14 protein-coding genes are annotated in these 14,591 nt (G+C 63.9%); 10 read left to right on the forward strand and 4 right to left on the reverse strand.

The annotated features are described in order from the left end of the window. The first annotated feature begins 59 nt into the window (after positions 1-59). On the forward strand, positions 60-1,235 hold the full coding sequence (locus J6525_RS38135) for an extracellular catalytic domain type 1 short-chain-length polyhydroxyalkanoate depolymerase (RefSeq protein WP_176937156.1): 1,176 nt from the start codon (positions 60-62) through the stop codon (positions 1,233-1,235). Here J6525_RS38135 and J6525_RS38140 read toward each other — a convergent pair whose 3' ends face one another. Continuing rightward, complete coding sequence (locus J6525_RS38140; protein ID WP_057015387.1) at positions 1,236-1,904, reverse strand: MBL fold metallo-hydrolase; 669 nt, start codon at positions 1,902-1,904, stop codon at positions 1,236-1,238. A gap of 175 nt (positions 1,905-2,079) precedes the next feature. Here J6525_RS38140 and J6525_RS38145 point away from each other — a divergent pair, with 175 nt between their 5' ends. Both J6525_RS38145 and J6525_RS38150 read left to right on the forward strand, forming a co-directional pair. Then, on the forward strand, positions 2,080-2,892 hold the full coding sequence (locus tag J6525_RS38145) for an RMD1 family protein (protein ID WP_057015413.1): 813 nt from the start codon (positions 2,080-2,082) through the stop codon (positions 2,890-2,892). A 120-nt stretch (positions 2,893-3,012) separates the two neighbouring features. Next, entirely contained in the window at positions 3,013-4,620 is a 1,608-nt protein-coding gene (locus J6525_RS38150) for an alpha-amylase family glycosyl hydrolase (RefSeq protein ID WP_225648493.1), read from the forward strand. Here J6525_RS38150 and J6525_RS38155 read toward each other — a convergent pair. Then, a complete protein-coding gene (locus J6525_RS38155; RefSeq protein ID WP_076824628.1) occupies positions 4,608-6,308 on the reverse strand; it encodes an alpha-amylase family protein in 1,701 nt (566 codons plus the stop codon). The two genes, J6525_RS38150 and J6525_RS38155, sit on opposite strands and share 13 nt — an antisense overlap. A 217-nt stretch (positions 6,309-6,525) precedes the next feature. Here J6525_RS38155 and J6525_RS38160 point away from each other — a divergent pair, with 217 nt between their 5' ends. Beyond that, on the forward strand, positions 6,526-7,008 hold the full coding sequence (locus tag J6525_RS38160) for an MmcB family DNA repair protein (protein ID WP_016845513.1): 483 nt from the start codon (positions 6,526-6,528) through the stop codon (positions 7,006-7,008). A gap of 329 nt (positions 7,009-7,337) precedes the next feature. On the opposite strand, the gene J6525_RS38165 is transcribed toward J6525_RS38160, so the two are convergent. Then, entirely contained in the window at positions 7,338-7,892 is a 555-nt protein-coding gene (locus J6525_RS38165; RefSeq protein ID WP_016845514.1) for an ActR/PrrA/RegA family redox response regulator transcription factor, read from the reverse strand. A 134-nt stretch (positions 7,893-8,026) separates the two neighbouring features. Further along, positions 8,027-9,346: an ActS/PrrB/RegB family redox-sensitive histidine kinase gene (locus J6525_RS38170; RefSeq protein WP_225648494.1), complete on the reverse strand. Its 1,320-nt coding sequence runs from the start codon at positions 9,344-9,346 to the stop codon at positions 8,027-8,029. 105 nt (positions 9,347-9,451) lie between these two features. On the opposite strand from J6525_RS38170, the gene J6525_RS38175 reads away from it, so the two are divergent. The 6 genes from J6525_RS38175 to J6525_RS38200 all read left to right on the forward strand — a co-directional run. Continuing rightward, positions 9,452-10,258 (forward strand): ABC transporter ATP-binding protein, encoded by an 807-nt coding sequence (locus J6525_RS38175; protein ID WP_225648495.1) that lies wholly within the window; start codon positions 9,452-9,454, stop codon positions 10,256-10,258. Further along, the gene (locus J6525_RS38180) at positions 10,255-11,079 is read left to right on the forward strand and encodes an ABC transporter permease (RefSeq protein ID WP_057015392.1); all 825 of its coding nucleotides are present in this window, start codon (positions 10,255-10,257) and stop codon (positions 11,077-11,079) included. The genes J6525_RS38175 and J6525_RS38180 overlap by 4 nt, the downstream gene beginning before the upstream one ends. Before the next feature lie 128 nt (positions 11,080-11,207). After that, positions 11,208-12,536, forward strand: coding sequence for a polyhydroxyalkanoate depolymerase (locus J6525_RS38185; RefSeq protein ID WP_225648496.1), 1,329 nt, complete (start codon positions 11,208-11,210; stop codon positions 12,534-12,536). 198 nt (positions 12,537-12,734) lie between these two features. Beyond that, entirely contained in the window at positions 12,735-13,574 is an 840-nt protein-coding gene (locus J6525_RS38190; protein ID WP_092088855.1) for a M48 family metallopeptidase, read from the forward strand. Positions 13,575-13,768: 194 nt separating this feature from the next. After that, complete coding sequence (locus J6525_RS38195) at positions 13,769-14,164, forward strand: helix-turn-helix domain-containing protein (RefSeq protein WP_225648497.1); 396 nt, start codon at positions 13,769-13,771, stop codon at positions 14,162-14,164. Beyond that, positions 14,161-14,591: DDE-type integrase/transposase/recombinase (locus J6525_RS38200; protein WP_376708620.1), on the forward strand; the 431-nt coding region annotated here is incomplete at its 3' end. The genes J6525_RS38195 and J6525_RS38200, both read left to right, overlap by 4 nt.

Below are 14,591 nucleotides of genomic sequence, written 5' to 3' on the forward strand. Positions count from 1 at the left end.
CAGTGCAGCAATTATCTGATCGGGTGACACAGAAGACCAAATCACCTCAGGAGTTGCTGTTGTCCCTGATCAACAACGTCGAATTTCTGCGTCATCTGCCGAAGATGAACGCGTTCAGCGGCCTTGGCGCACTCGCGCCGGCCGTGCCGACGCCGCTCGTCGAGACGACCGAATTCGGCGTCAACCCCGGCGATCTGAAAATGTTCTCGTTCGTGCCCGCGCAGCTGGCGCGGTCGCCCGCGCTCGTCGTGGTGCTGCATGGCTGCGGCCAGACTGCCGCGTCCTACGATCACGGTGCCGGCTGGTCGGCGCTTGCGGCGCATTACGGCTTCGCGCTGCTGATGCCGGAGCAGCAGTCTTCCAACAACGGCAACACCTGCTTCAACTGGTTCAACCCGCAAGACATCGCGCGCGGGCAGGGCGAGGCCGCGTCGATCAGGCAGATGATCGCGCATCTGGTCGGCACGCATGAGATCGACCCGCGCCGCATCTATGTGACGGGTCTGTCCGCCGGCGGCGCGATGGCCTCGGTCATGCTCGCGACCTATCCGGATGTGTTCGCTGCCGGCGCCATCATCGCCGGCCTGCCGTTCGGCGTCGCCACCGATCTGCGCGAAGCGCTGCACGCGATGATGCATGGCAGCGCGCTGTCCGCGCCCGAGCTCGGCGGTCTGGTGCGCAACGCGTCCACGCATGGCGGCGCATGGCCGAAGATTTCGGTGTGGCACGGCAGTGCCGACCGCACCGTGCACCCCGGCAACGCCGATGCGATCGTCCGCCAGTGGCTCGACGTGCACGGCCTGCCGCTTGCCGCGATGTCGAAGGCGGATGTCGACGGCCATCCGCGCGAGGTGTGGTGGAACGCCGACGGGGAAACCTTGGTCGAGTCCTACACCATCGCCGACATGGCGCATGGCACGCCGCTCGGGCTTGCCGACAATGACGAGCGCTATGGCGTGGAGGGCGCGTTCCTGATCGAGGCCGGGATCTCCTCGTCCTATCACATCGCGAGCTTCTTCGGCCTGACCGACAAGGTCCGTCAGCCGCATATCGCGCCGACCGGAATTCCGCGCGAGCGCGCCGACACGGTCTCGATGACGGTACCGGTGCCCGCGGCCGAGCCGGAGGTGGCGTCCGGCCGCAAGAGCGATCGGCCGCGCAAGCGGCGGAGCAAGGGTGTCGATGTCGGCGGCGTCATCACGCGGGCGCTCACCGCCGCGGGGCTGATGAAGTAGCTACATCTCGCCGGTCAGGAACGGATTCGTCATCCGCTCCTGGCCGATGCTCGATCCGGCGCCATGGCCGCAGATGAAGCCGACATCGTCGCCGAGCGGCAGCAGCTTGTCCTTGATCGACTGGATCAGCGTCGGGTGGCTGCCCCCGGGCAAATCGGTGCGTCCGACCGAACCGGCGAACAATACGTCGCCGACGTGGGCGAAGCGCAGCTCCTTGTTGAAGAACACCACGCTGCCCGGTGAGTGGCCGGGGCAGTGCAGGATGTCGAAGGTGAGGTCGCCGATCGAGACCTGATCGCCCTCATCGAGCCAGCGGTCTGGCCCGAAATTGCGTACCCCGGTCATGCCAAAGCGCGCGCCGCTCGAGACGACATTGTCGAGCAGATATTTGTCGGCGATGTGCGGGCCCTCGATCTTGACCTGCAGCGCGTCGCGCAGTTCAGCAGCGCCGCCGACATGGTCGATATGACCGTGGGTCAGCCAGATCTTCTCGACCGTCACGCCGGTCTGCTTGATCGCGGCCTGGATCTTCGGCACGTCGCCGCCCGGGTCGATCACCACGGCCTTCTTGGTGGGCTCGTGCCAGATGATGGTGCAGTTCTGCTCGAACAGCGTCACCGGCACGATGATCGCGCCGGCCTTCGGTTTGGTGTCGGTTGTCTCGTTCATGGGGGCACCATAGGCTTCCGGGAAACGTCGTCAACACGCACCGGAAATGCAGCTGCCCCGGCGTGTGATCCCAAAACGGACCGTGATAAGGTCACCTCCAGCAGAACAAGTTCGTGAGCAGGCCGGTACGCGGCTGCTCTCGATCATGATTCAAGTCCTCGCAGTCCGGAACTTCATGACCCAGGCTTCCAAATCACCGCTCGGCGGACCCCGGACCACCGCGCGCGCCTTCTTCGTCGCGGACCGCATCAACACGTCGGGCCTCGAGCGCGGCGACGTGCTGGCCACGACGCCGCTGGCGTTTCGCGTCAATGAAAACGGCGTGGCGATCCTGTTCCGCTACGGCGTCGTCGTTCTGATCGGCCTCAATGCGCTGGAGGAGGATGAATTCCTGCGCAGCCTGCAGTCGCGCATGACCGGCCTGTTCACGCGGCGCGAGGAGGAGATCGCAATCATCGAGCTCGCCGCCGAGAAGGAGGATCAGATTCCGCCGGGCGGCCCGATCTATCTGCAGGGCCTCTCGCCGGAGCGGCTGATCCTGGTCGGCGAGGCGTTGGCGAAAAGCGTGGTGCTGGCGCGGCACGAGCGCGAGGTCCGGGCAGTCTTCGACACGACCGAGCCGCTTGCGCGTGAGCTCGCCAAGGGCGGCCGCGTCCATCGCGGCCGCGTTGCGATCCTCAAGCACATCGGAAACGCGCTGCTGGTGCGGCATCGCGTGGCCGGACCGGTCGAGGTGTCGGAGAAGCCGGACATCCTCTGGGACAAGCCGCAGCTCGAGCGCCTCTACGCCAGGCTCGAGGACGAGTATGAATTGAAGGAGCGTGCGGAGTCGCTGAACCGCAAGCTCGCAGTCGTCGCCGAAACCGCGCAGGTGCTGACCGACATCATCGACACCAGCCGCTCGCTGCGGCTGGAGCTGATCATCGTCTTCCTGATCCTGTTCGAGGTGCTGATCACCATCTATCAGCTGGCGATGGCCCGGCATTGAACGGGCTACAGCGGCCGAATCCGGCCATCTTTCCGTCCCGAATTGTGCGTCATCCCTGAACCGATCGGCCACTCCGGGCGCGGAGCGGCCTAGGCCGGGCTGCGAGCTTGGGGGGACGGGATGGATCAGGACAACAGGGACTGGTGGCGACGCGGCATTTTCTATCAGGTCTATCCCCGCTCGTTCGCGGATAGCGACGGTGACGGCGTCGGCGATCTCAAGGGGATCATCACGCGGCTGCCCTATCTGACGCGGCTTGGCGTCGACGCGGTCTGGCTGTCGCCGATCTTCCCGTCGCCGATGGCCGATTTCGGCTACGATATCTCCGATTACACCGGCATCGACCCGCTGTTCGGGACGATGGAGGATTTCGACGCGCTGGTCGCGGCCGCGCACGATTCCGGCCTCAAGCTGATTCTCGATCTGGTGCCGAACCACACCTCCGACCAGCACCAATGGTTCATCGAGGCGAAGAGCTCGCGCGATAATCCCAAGCGAGACTGGTACATCTGGCGCGACCCGGCGCCGGATGGCGGCCCGCCCAACAACTGGCTGTCCGAGTTCGGCGGCAGCGCCTGGGCGTATGACGAGACCTCAGGCCAGTACTATTATCACGCCTTCCTCGCGCGGCAGCCTGATCTCAACTGGCGCAATCGCGAGGTCAGGAACGCGATCTACGACGTGATGCGCTTCTGGCTGCGCAAGGGTGTCGACGGCTTTCGCGTCGACGTGATCTGGCATCTGATCAAGGATGCCGACTTCCGCGATAACCCGACAAACCCGCACTATCGCGAGGGCCGACCGCCGCACGAGAAGCTGCTGACGCAATATTCGACCGATCAGCTCGAGGTGCACACCGTCATCACCGAGATGCGCGGCGTCACCGAGGAATTCGACAATCGCGTGCTGATCGGCGAGATTTATCTGCCGCTGCATCGGCTGGTCGCCTATTACGGCAACGATCTGCGCGGTGCGCAGATGCCCTTCAATTTCGCGCTGCTGTCGACCTTGTGGAGCGCGCGAGCGGTCGAGATGATCATCGCCGACTACGAAAAGGCGCTGCCGCCGGGGGCGTGGCCGAACTGGGTGCTTGGCAATCATGACCGGCCGCGGGTGGCGAGCCGGGTGGGGCCGGCGCAGGCGCCGGTCGCCGCGATGCTGCTGCTGACGCTGCGCGGCACGCCGACGCTCTATTACGGCGACGAGATCGGCATGCGCCAGGTTGCGATTGCGCCGGATCAGGTGCGCGACCCCTTCGAGAAGAACGTGCCGGATATGGGCGTCGGCCGTGACGGCTGCCGCACTCCGATGCAATGGAGCGCCGAGCGCCATGCCGGCTTCTCGACGGCTCCGCCGTGGCTGCCGCTGGCGCAGGATTTTGCCAGCGACAATGTCGCAAGTCTCGAAGCCGAGAGGACGTCGATCCTCAATCTCTACAAGGCGCTGATCGCGCTGCGGCGAAGGTTGCCGCAGCTCGTCCATGGCAGCTATGAGCCGGTGGCGGCGCACGGTAATGTGCTGCTCTACCGGCGGCGCAGCACTGAGGGCGTGGCCGTGATCGCGCTGAACTTCGGCGCGGCCGCCGCGTCGGTCTCCTCGAGCGCGATCGGCTTCAGCAATGAAGTCCTGCTGTCGACCTTGATGGACCGGCAGGGCGAGAAGGTCGAAGGCGTGCTCGATCTGCGCCCCAATGAGGGCGTAATCCTCGGACCACATCAGGACGATTGACGCCGGGTGCGGGGCTCCATGGTATCGATGTCGCTGCGCTTGAGCAGATAGTCGAGCCCACCGACCCGATACCAGCGATAGCCGTAGGCCTCGATCAGAAGCTTGTGGCGACCGGCCTCGTCGGCGCGGCTGTGGTCCTCGGTCAGGAGATTGACGAGGAGTTTGCCGGCGTCGTCGGGCAGCCCGACGTTGAACGATATCTCGAGCGGCTTTTCCGCGAAGTTGTGCACGAACAGCACCGAGTTGTTACGCCAGTCGTACCGGATGATCAGGATGGCGGGGTTTCGGCTTGCGATAACCTTGAAATCTCCCCAGCCGACCTCGGGGACTTCCTTGCGCATGCGGACGATGCGCTCGGTCCAGTTCAGCATCGAATTGGGGTCGCGCCGTTGCTTGGCCGCGTTGACGTGCTCATAGCCATACGGTCCATTGTCGATGACGGGCACACATGGCCGATCGCTCTCGGTGAAGCCGGCGTGTGGCTCGGTCGACCATTGCATCGGTGTGCGCGCGCAACCGCGTTCGGGCAGGTCGAGATTGTCGCCCATGCCGAGCTCATCGCCGTAGCGGATCACGGGCGTGCCGGGAAGCGTGCACATCACGCTGTAAGCGAGCTCGATGCGTCGGCGGTCGCCGCCCAGCATGGGCGCAAGCCGTCGCCGGATGCCCCGGTCGTAGAGCTGCATGCTCTTGTCGGCACCGAATGCCTCGAACACCGTCTCGCGCTGCGGCTTCGACAGGCGGCCGAGGTCGAGTTCATCATGATTGCGCAGGAACAAGCCCCATTGTGCGGTCGCGGGCCGTGGCTTGGTCGCCGTCAGTGCCTTCGCCAACGGCTTCGTATCCGCCGACGCCAGCGCGTAGAACAGATGCTGATTGACATGGAAGTTGAACATCATGTGCATCCGGTCGCCGTCACGCCCGAAATATTCCATGTCCGTCTCGGGCAATACATTGGCTTCAGCGAGGATGATCGCGTTGCCTTGGCGCCATTGCAGGAATTCCCGAAACGATCGCAGCATGTCGTACTGCTCGACCGGCTTGCGCCTGGAGGCGCCCTTGGTCGCGATCACGAAGGGCACGGCGTCCATGCGGAAGCCCGAGACGCCGAGCTGAATCCAGAACCCCATGATCTTGAGGATCTCGGCCTGCACATGCGGGTTCGATGTGTTGAGGTCCGGCTGGAAATCGTAGAAGCGATGAAAGTACCAGGCGCCGGCTTGCTTGTCGCGCGTCCAGGTCGATTTCTGAACGCCGGGAAACACCATGCCGGTGTTGGCATTGGCGGGCTTCCTGTCCGACCAGACATACCAATCGCGGTACGGCGAGTCCTTCGAGCTGCGCGCCGATCGAAACCAGTCGTGCTGATCCGAGGTGTGATTGACGACGAGGTCGATGATGACGCGGATGCCGCGCTGCTGGCAGCCATGGGTAAATTCAACGAAATCGCCCAGCGTGCCGTAGCGCGGATCGACGTCGTAATAATCCGAGATGTCGTAGCCGTCGTCCCTGTTGGGCGAAGGCTGAAACGGCATCAGCCAGATCGCGGTGATGCCGAGCCCGTGCAAATAGTCCAGGCGCCGGAGCAGACCGCTGAAATCACCGATGCCATCGCCGTTGGCATCCATGTAGGTGCCAACCGACAGGCAGTAGATCACTCCGTTCTTGTACCAGAGGTCGTCGATCACCAGGCAATCCTCACCAGTCCACCCGTGGCGGCGGCCGGGAGGATAAGCGGTGAAGCGGCGACGGGTTCCTGCGGAGCAGCCGTCCCGCAACAGAGCCGGACGACGCTCCGTGCCGGCCGACGCTGCCGCGCTCTATCGGTGGGAGCATGATCTCCAAGGAAAACCGGCTTCCACTTTTCCGGATCATGCTCTCGTGGAATCGGCTAATCTTCGCGCAATGGACTCATCCGCCCGCCAGATCGCGCTTGTGCCCGCGCCCGACCGACGCCAGTCGGAGACCGCGCTTGCGATCGCGCGCGGCACGGCGAGGCTTCTGAGATCGCTGGGATTTTCCTGCATCAGCGAACTGCCGCTGCCGTCCGGCCGAAGAGCGGATCTGGTGGCGCTGAACGAGCGCGGCGAGATCTGGATCGTCGAGATCAAGTCATCGGTCGAGGATCTCCGCGCCGACCAGAAATGGCAGGACTACCGGATGCATTGCGACCGGCTGTTCTTCGCCTTCACGCAGGATCTGCCGTGCGAGATCTTTCCCGTCGACACCGGTTTGATCATCGCGGACGCCTATGGCGCGCATCTGCATTGCGAGGCGCCGGAGCATCGCCTGCCGGCGGCAACCCGCAAGGCGATGACGGTGCGCTTTGCCATGGCCGCGGCGCAGCGCATCAACCGCCTGGTCGATCCGCAGGGGCACGAGTTTTAGCGAAGAACATTGCTGTTGCCCCGTCATCCCCGCGCAAAGGCCTCGCCTTTGTCGCCGGAGGCGCGAGCGGAGCGAGCCTCGAAGGATGGTTCGGCCCGGCTGGTGGCCGTCGACCCTTCGAGACGCGCGCAAGGGCGCGCTCCTCAGGGTGACGGACAGCTTGTTGGATTCCGTAGGATGGGTAGAGCGAAGCGAAACCCATCAGCTTCGGGACACCGGGAGAGAGGATGGGTATCGCTTCGCTCCAGCCATCCTACGAAGCTGCCCACCCTACAAAAGCAAATGGCCGGGACGAGCCCGGCCATCGCGAAAACAAATGAAGCGATCGCTTACCGCGGGGCGCGCTTGGCGAGGATGCGCTGCAAGGTGCGGCGGTGCATGTTGAGGCGGCGCGCGGTCTCTGAGACGTTGCGGTTGCACATCTCGTAGATGCGCTGGATGTGCTCCCAGCGCACGCGGTCCGCCGACATCGGATTGGCCGGCAGCTCGGACTTCTCGGTGCCGGTCGCGAGCAGCGCGGCGACGACGTCATCGGCGTCGGCGGGCTTCGAGAGATAATCGACGGCGCCCATCTTCACCGCGGTGACGGCGGTGGCGATGTTGCCGTAGCCGGTCAGCACGATCGCGCGCGCCTCGGGGCGCTTGCGCTTCAACGCCGAAACGACGTCGAGGCCGTTGCCGTCGCCGAGGCGAAGATCGACGACTGCGAAAGCGGGCGCGGCGCGGCCGATCTCGGCGAGACCATCAGATACCGTGTCGCATGACTTCACCGCGAAACCCCGCGTCTCCATCGCGCGCGACAGCCGTTCCAGGAACGGCTTGTCGTCCTCGACGATGAGGAGCGAGCGGTCGGCATGGTCATTCAGTTCAGTGATGGCGTTCACGATCCATTTTTCCCTGTGGCAGACCCCTAATATATGGGGTCCTACTGCGGCGCTGCCAAGGCAGCCGAAAGTCGCGTGCTCGTCTGGAAAGAGCAATGCATCCGTAATGCCAGGGTTGCGATTAAGAATCGTTCTTAGGATTCGGTTTCGTCGCCCGGCGCGGATTCCTCAAAGCGCTCGCGCGGCCAGACGATCTGCACCACGGCGCCGTGATCGGGAAAGGTGCGATTGGTAAACGACACCTTGGCGCCGGTGCGTTCCAGCAGCGTCCTTGCGATGAAAACGCCCAGACCGAGGCCCCCACGTGGGTTTTGGGCCTCATCCGCACCTCGGCGACGCGACAGATACGGCTCGCCGATCCGCTTCAGCATGTCGGGCGCGATGCCCGGACCGTCGTCGGAGACGACGACTTCAACGGTCTCGGCGTTCCACCACGCGTTCACCTCGACGGTCTGGTGCGCGAAATCGACCGCATTTTCGAGAATGTTTCCGACGCCATAGAGGATCGCCGGATTGCGCGCGGCGACCGGTTCAGGCGTTGCTGCGACAGCAAGCCGCACCTTGATGTTGATGCCGAAATCGCGATGCGGCGCCACCGCCTCCTCGATCAAGGTCGACAGCTTCATGGTGTCGAACGGCGCACCGCTCGATGACAATTGCGCGATCTTGCTCAGGATGTCGCGGCAGCGCTGCGCCTGCTCACGCAGGGTCTTGAGGTCGCCGGCGATCGCCGCGTCATGCACCGTCTTCTCGAGCTCGCGCGAGATCAGGAAGATCGTCGACAGCGGCGTTCCGAGCTCATGCGCGGCGGCGGCGGCGAGGCCGTCGAGCTGAGTCAGGTGCTGTTCGCGTGTCAGTACCAGTTCGGTCGCGGCCAGCGCATCGGAGAGTTGGCGCGCTTCCTCGGTCACCTGGAATGCGTAAAGGCTGGTGACGCCGATCGCGAGCAGGATCGAAAGCCAGACGCCGATCAGATAGATCGGCGGTAGCACCAAGGGATCGTCGGAGTCCCAGGGCAGCGGCAGATGGTAGAAGAACAGTGCCGAAGCGCAGGCGACCGCAAGGCAGCCGAGCGCGATCGTCAGCCGGATCGGCAGCACAGTGGCCGAGATCAGGACCGGCGCCAGGAACAGGAACGAGAACGGGTTCTGCAATCCGCCGGTGAAGTACAGGAGGCCGCCGAGCTCGACGATGTTGAAGGCGAGCAGGGCCGCGGCATAGGCCGGCTCCAGCCGCTGCATCGGGTTGAAGGCGATCTGCAGTGCCAGATTGAGCAGCGCCGAGAACGTCACGATGGTGACGCATGGGACGATCGGAAAGTCGAATTCCAGTCCCTGCGCCACGATGAAGATGGCGACGAGCTGGCCGAGCGCGGCGAGCCAGCGCAGCCGCAGGATCGTATCCAGGCGGACGTAGCGGCGGGGTTGGCGGAAATCGGAGGCGACGTCGGTCATGCCGGGACCTTAGCTGTGCCGTGGGCGGCGCACAAATTCGCGACTTAGCGCAACGATGCAGGGCGAGCCTTGCGCTTATTGTCGCAATGGCTCAATGACGGCCATATGCAACAGGTCGGGACAGGTCAGAGGCAAGCTCCGGCGGCTGAACAAGGCGAGTCGGCCGCGATCGACGTCGCGCATCTGGTCAAGGTCTACAAGACCGCCCGCGCGGTCGACGACATCTCGTTCCGCATCGCGCGCGGCAGCATCACCGGCCTGCTCGGCGGCAACGGTGCCGGCAAGACCACGACGATCGCGATGATCATGGGCCTGGTGCTGCCGACCTCGGGCAGCGTCGAGGTGCTCGGTGCAAGAATCCCCGAGCAGCGCTACGACGTGCTCGGCCGGATGAATTTCGAAAGCCCCTATGTCGACATGCCGATGCGGCTCACGGTGCGGCAGAACCTGACCATTTTCGGCCGCCTCTATGCCGTGCAGCATTTGCGTGAGCGGATCGACCAGCTTGCCGGCGATCTCGATCTCAAGGAATTCCTCGACCGCTCCAACGGCAAGCTCTCCGCCGGGCAGAAGACCCGCGTCGCGCTGGCGAAGGCGCTGATCAACGAGCCCGATCTCTTGCTGCTCGACGAGCCGACCGCCTCGCTCGACCCGGATACCGCCGACTGGGTGCGGCAGCATCTCGAGACCTATCGCAAGACCCATAACGCGACCGTCCTGCTGGCGTCACACAACATGCTGGAGGTCGAGCGCCTCTGCGACCGCGTCATCATCATGAAGCGCGGCAAGATCGAGGACGACGACAGCCCCGAGCGGATCATGGCGCGCTACAACCGCGACACGCTGGAAGAGGTGTTTCTCGACGTGGCGCGCGGCCGCCTGCGGGAGGGCGCGCCAGAGGGCACATCATGAGCGAACTCGTCAGCCAGCACCAGCACACCATTTCACTGCAACGCATCAACGCGATGGTGCTGCGCTATTGGTATCTCCTGATGTCGTCGTGGCCGCGGCTTTTGGAGCTGGTCTACTGGCCGGCATTGCAGATCATCACCTGGGGCTTCCTGCAGAATTACATCTCGCAGGCATCCGGCTTCTTCGCCAAGGCGGGCGGCACGCTGATCGGTGCCGTGATCCTGTGGGACATCCTATTCCGGGGGCAGCTCGGCTTCTCGATCTCGTTCCTGGAGGAGATGTGGGCACGCAACCTCGGCAACCTGATGATGAGCCCGCTGAAGCCGATCGAATTCCTGCTCTCGCTGATGATCATGAGCCTGATCCGGCTCGCCATCGGCGTGATCCCGATGACGCTGCTGGCGCTGTTCTTTTTCGGCTTCAACTTCTACGCCATCGGGCTGCCGCTGATCGCGTTCTTCTGCAATCTGATCTTCACGAGCTGGTCGGTCGGCGTGTTCGCCTCGGGCCTCGTGCTGCGCAACGGCTTAGGGGCGGAAAGCATCGTCTGGACATTGATGTTCGCGGTGATGCCGCTCGCCTGCATCTACTATCCGGTCGAGGTGCTGCCGGCCTGGCTGCAAGCTGTCGCCTGGACGCTGCCGCCGACCTATGTGTTCGAAGGCATGCGCTCGCTTCTGATCGATCACGTCTTCCGCGCCGACCTGATGGCGTGGGCGCTCGTCATCAACGCGTTCCTGTTCGCTGCCTCTTTTGCGATCTTCCTTGCCCTTTTGCAGAGCGCCAAGCGCAACGGCTCGCTGCTCGGCGGTGGTGAATAAATGTCACTTTCTCGTGGATTCTCGGCCTTTTAGCCCGATATCGCCCCCAGATTCGGCTCGCGGCGCATTGACGCATTGTTACGCATTGGTCAGTATGCTGCGGCGCAAAACAGGGGTCTGAAAATACTATGCCCATCGGTGAATTTGGCGGTGCCCCGCCACTAGCGGCGGAAGGCAGCCCGGCACTCACGACGCCGTTGTACTGGATGTACGAGATGGCGCATGCGTCGCTCAATCCGGTGCGCGCGGTGACCGACGCCACCAAGATCCTGTTTCAGAATCCGCTCAATCCGTGGACGCACACCGAGTTCGGCAAATCGATCGCCGCCGGCTGCGAGCTGTTCGAGCGCACCACGCGCCGCTACGGCAAGCCGGAATGGAACCTGCCGACGACCGAAGTCAACGGCATCCGCACCCCGGTCGAGGTCCGTTCGATCTGGGAAAAGCCGTTCTGCCGCCTGCTGCATTTCGATCGCAAGCTGACGCGCCCGCTGCGTTCGCCGCAGCCGCGCGTGCTGATCGTGGCGCCGATGTCGGGCCACTATGCGACGCTGCTGCGCGGCACGGTCGAGGCGTTCCTGCCGACACATGAGGTCTACATCACCGACTGGGCCGATGCGCGCATGGTGCCGCTCGCGGCCGGCCGGTTCGATCTCGAGGACTATGTCGACTACCTGATCGAGATGCTGCACGCGCTCGGCGGCAACATGCACGTCATCGCGGTGTGCCAGCCTTCGGTGCCTGTCGTGGCAGCTGTTTCGGTGATGGAAGCCAACAACGACCCGTTCGTGCCGCTGTCGATGACGCTGATGGGCGGGCCGATCGACACCAGGCGCAATCCGACCGCGGTCAACAACCTCGCGGAAGAGCGCGGCATCGAGTGGTTCCGTAACAATGTCATCACCAAGGTGCCGTTCCCGCATCCGGGCGTGATGCGTGACGTCTATCCGGGCTTCCTGCAGCTCAATGGCTTCATCAGCATGAACCTCGACCGGCACATGGACGCGCACAAGGCGCTGTTCGCCAATCTGGTCAAGGGTGACGGCGATCTCGTCGACAAGCACCGCGAATTCTATGACGAGTACCTCGCGGTGATGGACCTCACGGCCGAATATTACCTGCAGACCGTCGACCTCGTCTTCGTCAAGCACGCGTTGCCGAGGGGCGAGATGACCCATCGCGGCAAGCCGGTCGATCCGTCGAAGATCCGCCGCGTCGCGCTGATGACGGTCGAAGGCGAGAAGGACGACATCTCAGGTCTTGGCCAAACCGAGGCGACGCACGCGCTCTGCACCGCGATCCCGAACCATCGCCGCGTGCATTACGTGCAGAAGGGCGTCGGGCACTATGGCGTGTTCAACGGCTCGCGTTTTCGCTCCGAAATCGTGCCGCGGATCTCCGATTTCATGGTTTCGGCGGCCAATACGCGGCTTTCGCTGGTCGCCGCCGCCGAATAGGTATCGCCCCGGCCGCGATTTTCGCGGTCGCGCAAGCCACTGATTTAACTAAAAGAATCTCAAATCGGGCAGGGTTCAAGGGATGAGTATAATTTCATTCTTTGGGCCTTTTTCGTAACCTTGATTCATCGGAAAAATTCCGGTTCCAGCCCCTGCCTGTAGAGGTCAATTAACGTCCGACCCCTGTATATTGGGCAAATGATTTGTTTTTGCGCCGAGCGCTTTCCCTGGCGGCGGATATGGCAAAGTTCGGGCGAACTCCTGCTCCCCGGACTCTCAGAAATGGCTACTCGCGCGCTCCTCTATCGGCGGCCTGCCGAACCCGCGACCGTATTGGTCAGACACGGCTCCCAGTTCTTCACCGTCAGGTTGCGCCGGCATAGGCGCGCGCGCCGCTACACACTCAGGATACATCCAACCGATCGTGAAGCGATCCTGACGATGCCGCCGCGCGGCACGATTCCGGAAGCCAAGGAGTTCGCCAATCTCCATGGCGGCTGGATCGCCGCCCGTCTTGGCCGCTTGCCGAAGGCCGCGCCGTTCCAGCCCGGCACCGTGGTGCCGTTGCGCGGCGTGCCGCATCGCCTGGTGCACCGCTCGGGCGAGCGCGGCACGGTGTGGACCGAGACGCGCGACAGCGGCGAGAGGATCATTTGCGTCGCCGGCGGCGTCGAGTACATGGATCGCCGCGTGCACGACTTCCTCAAGCGCGAGGCGCGCAAGGACCTGCAGAAGGCGGCGCAGCTTCACGCCGCGGAACTCGGCGTGCGGGTACGCCGGATCTCGATCCGCGATCAGTCCAGCCGCTGGGGCTCGTGTACTTCGGCGGGTTCGCTGTCGTTCTCATGGCGGCTGATCCTGGCGCCGCCCTACGTGCTCGATTACCTCGCCGCGCATGAGGTCGCCCATCTCGTCGAGATGAACCACTCGGCACGGTTCTGGCGGGTGGTCGACAAGGTCTGCGCGTCGGTGACCCGCGCCAAGAACTGGCTCGATACATACGGCAACGACCTGCACCGCTACGGAATTCAGGAGTAGGGCGCGCTGTTCGCCCCGAACGTTGCTGTCATCGCCCGCGAAAGCGGGCGATGCAGTATTCCAGAGGCGTTTTGTCTTCAATCCAGGGGCTGAGGCGTACTGGATCCCCCGCCTTCGTGTTTGGTCCCTGCTGATTGGTTTGATGGAATCGGTGTAGAACGAGGCGTGGCCTTTGTCAGGGAGCACCTCGGGTCATGGAACTGAGCCTGCACGCGAACGCCACGACGACGCTGAAGACGCGCGCCTATATCCAGCGCAGCCGGAAGTCGGTTGCCGAATTGGCGACGGAACTGGGGGTCAGCGAGACCACGATCTATCGTTGGCGCGACCGCACGACGGTCGAAGATCGCTCGCACCGGCCGAAGAACCTGGTGACCAGCCTGTCGGCTGTCGAAGAAAGGGCGGTTTGCGAGCTGCGGACGTCGCTGCAGTTGCCGCTGGATGACATCGTCGAGGTGATGCGGCGATGCATCAACGCCAAGCTGTCCCGCAGCGCCATTCACCGCTGCCTGCAGCGCTCGCCAAGCCTGACAAACCCAAGGCCGGCATCTTCGAGACCGCCAGCATCGGCTTCATCCATATCGACGTGAAGTATCTGCCGTCCCTGCAGCGCCGCACCAGCTATGCCTTCGTCGCCATCGACCGCGCCGCCCGCTACGTCTTTGTCGAGATCCATTCCAGGCGGGACGGGGCCACCGCGACCGGCTTCCTCGAGCGCTTCCTGGCCGACTTCCCGCACCAGGTTCACACCATCCTGACCGACAATGGCGCGGAGTTCACCGACCGCTTCGCTGTCGACAAGAAGAACAAGCCGCCCGGGAAACCTTCCGGCGACCACCCCTTTGATCGGCTCTGCAAGCAGCGCGGCATCCAGCATCGCCTGACCAAGCCTTACCACCCGCAGACCAACGGCCTCGTCGAACGCTTCAACCGGCGTATCGCCGAAGCCATTGGCCGCGAACAAAAGCGCGGCAGCGCCCGGCGGACCTTCATCGACCATGCCGATCGCGACGCCTT

Source organism: Bradyrhizobium australafricanum (assembly GCF_020329495.1).
Lineage (GTDB): Bacteria > Pseudomonadota > Alphaproteobacteria > Rhizobiales > Xanthobacteraceae > Bradyrhizobium > Bradyrhizobium australafricanum.

Excerpts from the sequence above, each read along its gene's own strand:
- J6525_RS38140 (WP_057015387.1), bottom strand. The coding sequence starts at position 1,904 with ATGAACGAGACAACCGACACCAAACCGAAGGCCGGCGCGATCATCGTG.
- J6525_RS38145 (WP_057015413.1), top strand. The coding sequence starts at position 2,080 with ATGACCCAGGCTTCCAAATCACCGCTCGGCGGACCCCGGACCACCGCG.
- J6525_RS38150 (WP_225648493.1), top strand. The coding sequence starts at position 3,013 with ATGGATCAGGACAACAGGGACTGGTGGCGACGCGGCATTTTCTATCAG.
- J6525_RS38160 (WP_016845513.1), top strand. The coding sequence starts at position 6,526 with ATGGACTCATCCGCCCGCCAGATCGCGCTTGTGCCCGCGCCCGACCGA.
- J6525_RS38170 (WP_225648494.1), bottom strand. The coding sequence starts at position 9,346 with ATGACCGACGTCGCCTCCGATTTCCGCCAACCCCGCCGCTACGTCCGC.
- J6525_RS38175 (WP_225648495.1), top strand. The coding sequence starts at position 9,452 with ATGCAACAGGTCGGGACAGGTCAGAGGCAAGCTCCGGCGGCTGAACAA.
- J6525_RS38180 (WP_057015392.1), top strand. The coding sequence starts at position 10,255 with ATGAGCGAACTCGTCAGCCAGCACCAGCACACCATTTCACTGCAACGC.
- J6525_RS38185 (WP_225648496.1), top strand. The coding sequence starts at position 11,208 with ATGCCCATCGGTGAATTTGGCGGTGCCCCGCCACTAGCGGCGGAAGGC.
- J6525_RS38190 (WP_092088855.1), top strand. The coding sequence starts at position 12,735 with ATGATTTGTTTTTGCGCCGAGCGCTTTCCCTGGCGGCGGATATGGCAA.
- J6525_RS38195 (WP_225648497.1), top strand. The coding sequence starts at position 13,769 with ATGGAACTGAGCCTGCACGCGAACGCCACGACGACGCTGAAGACGCGC.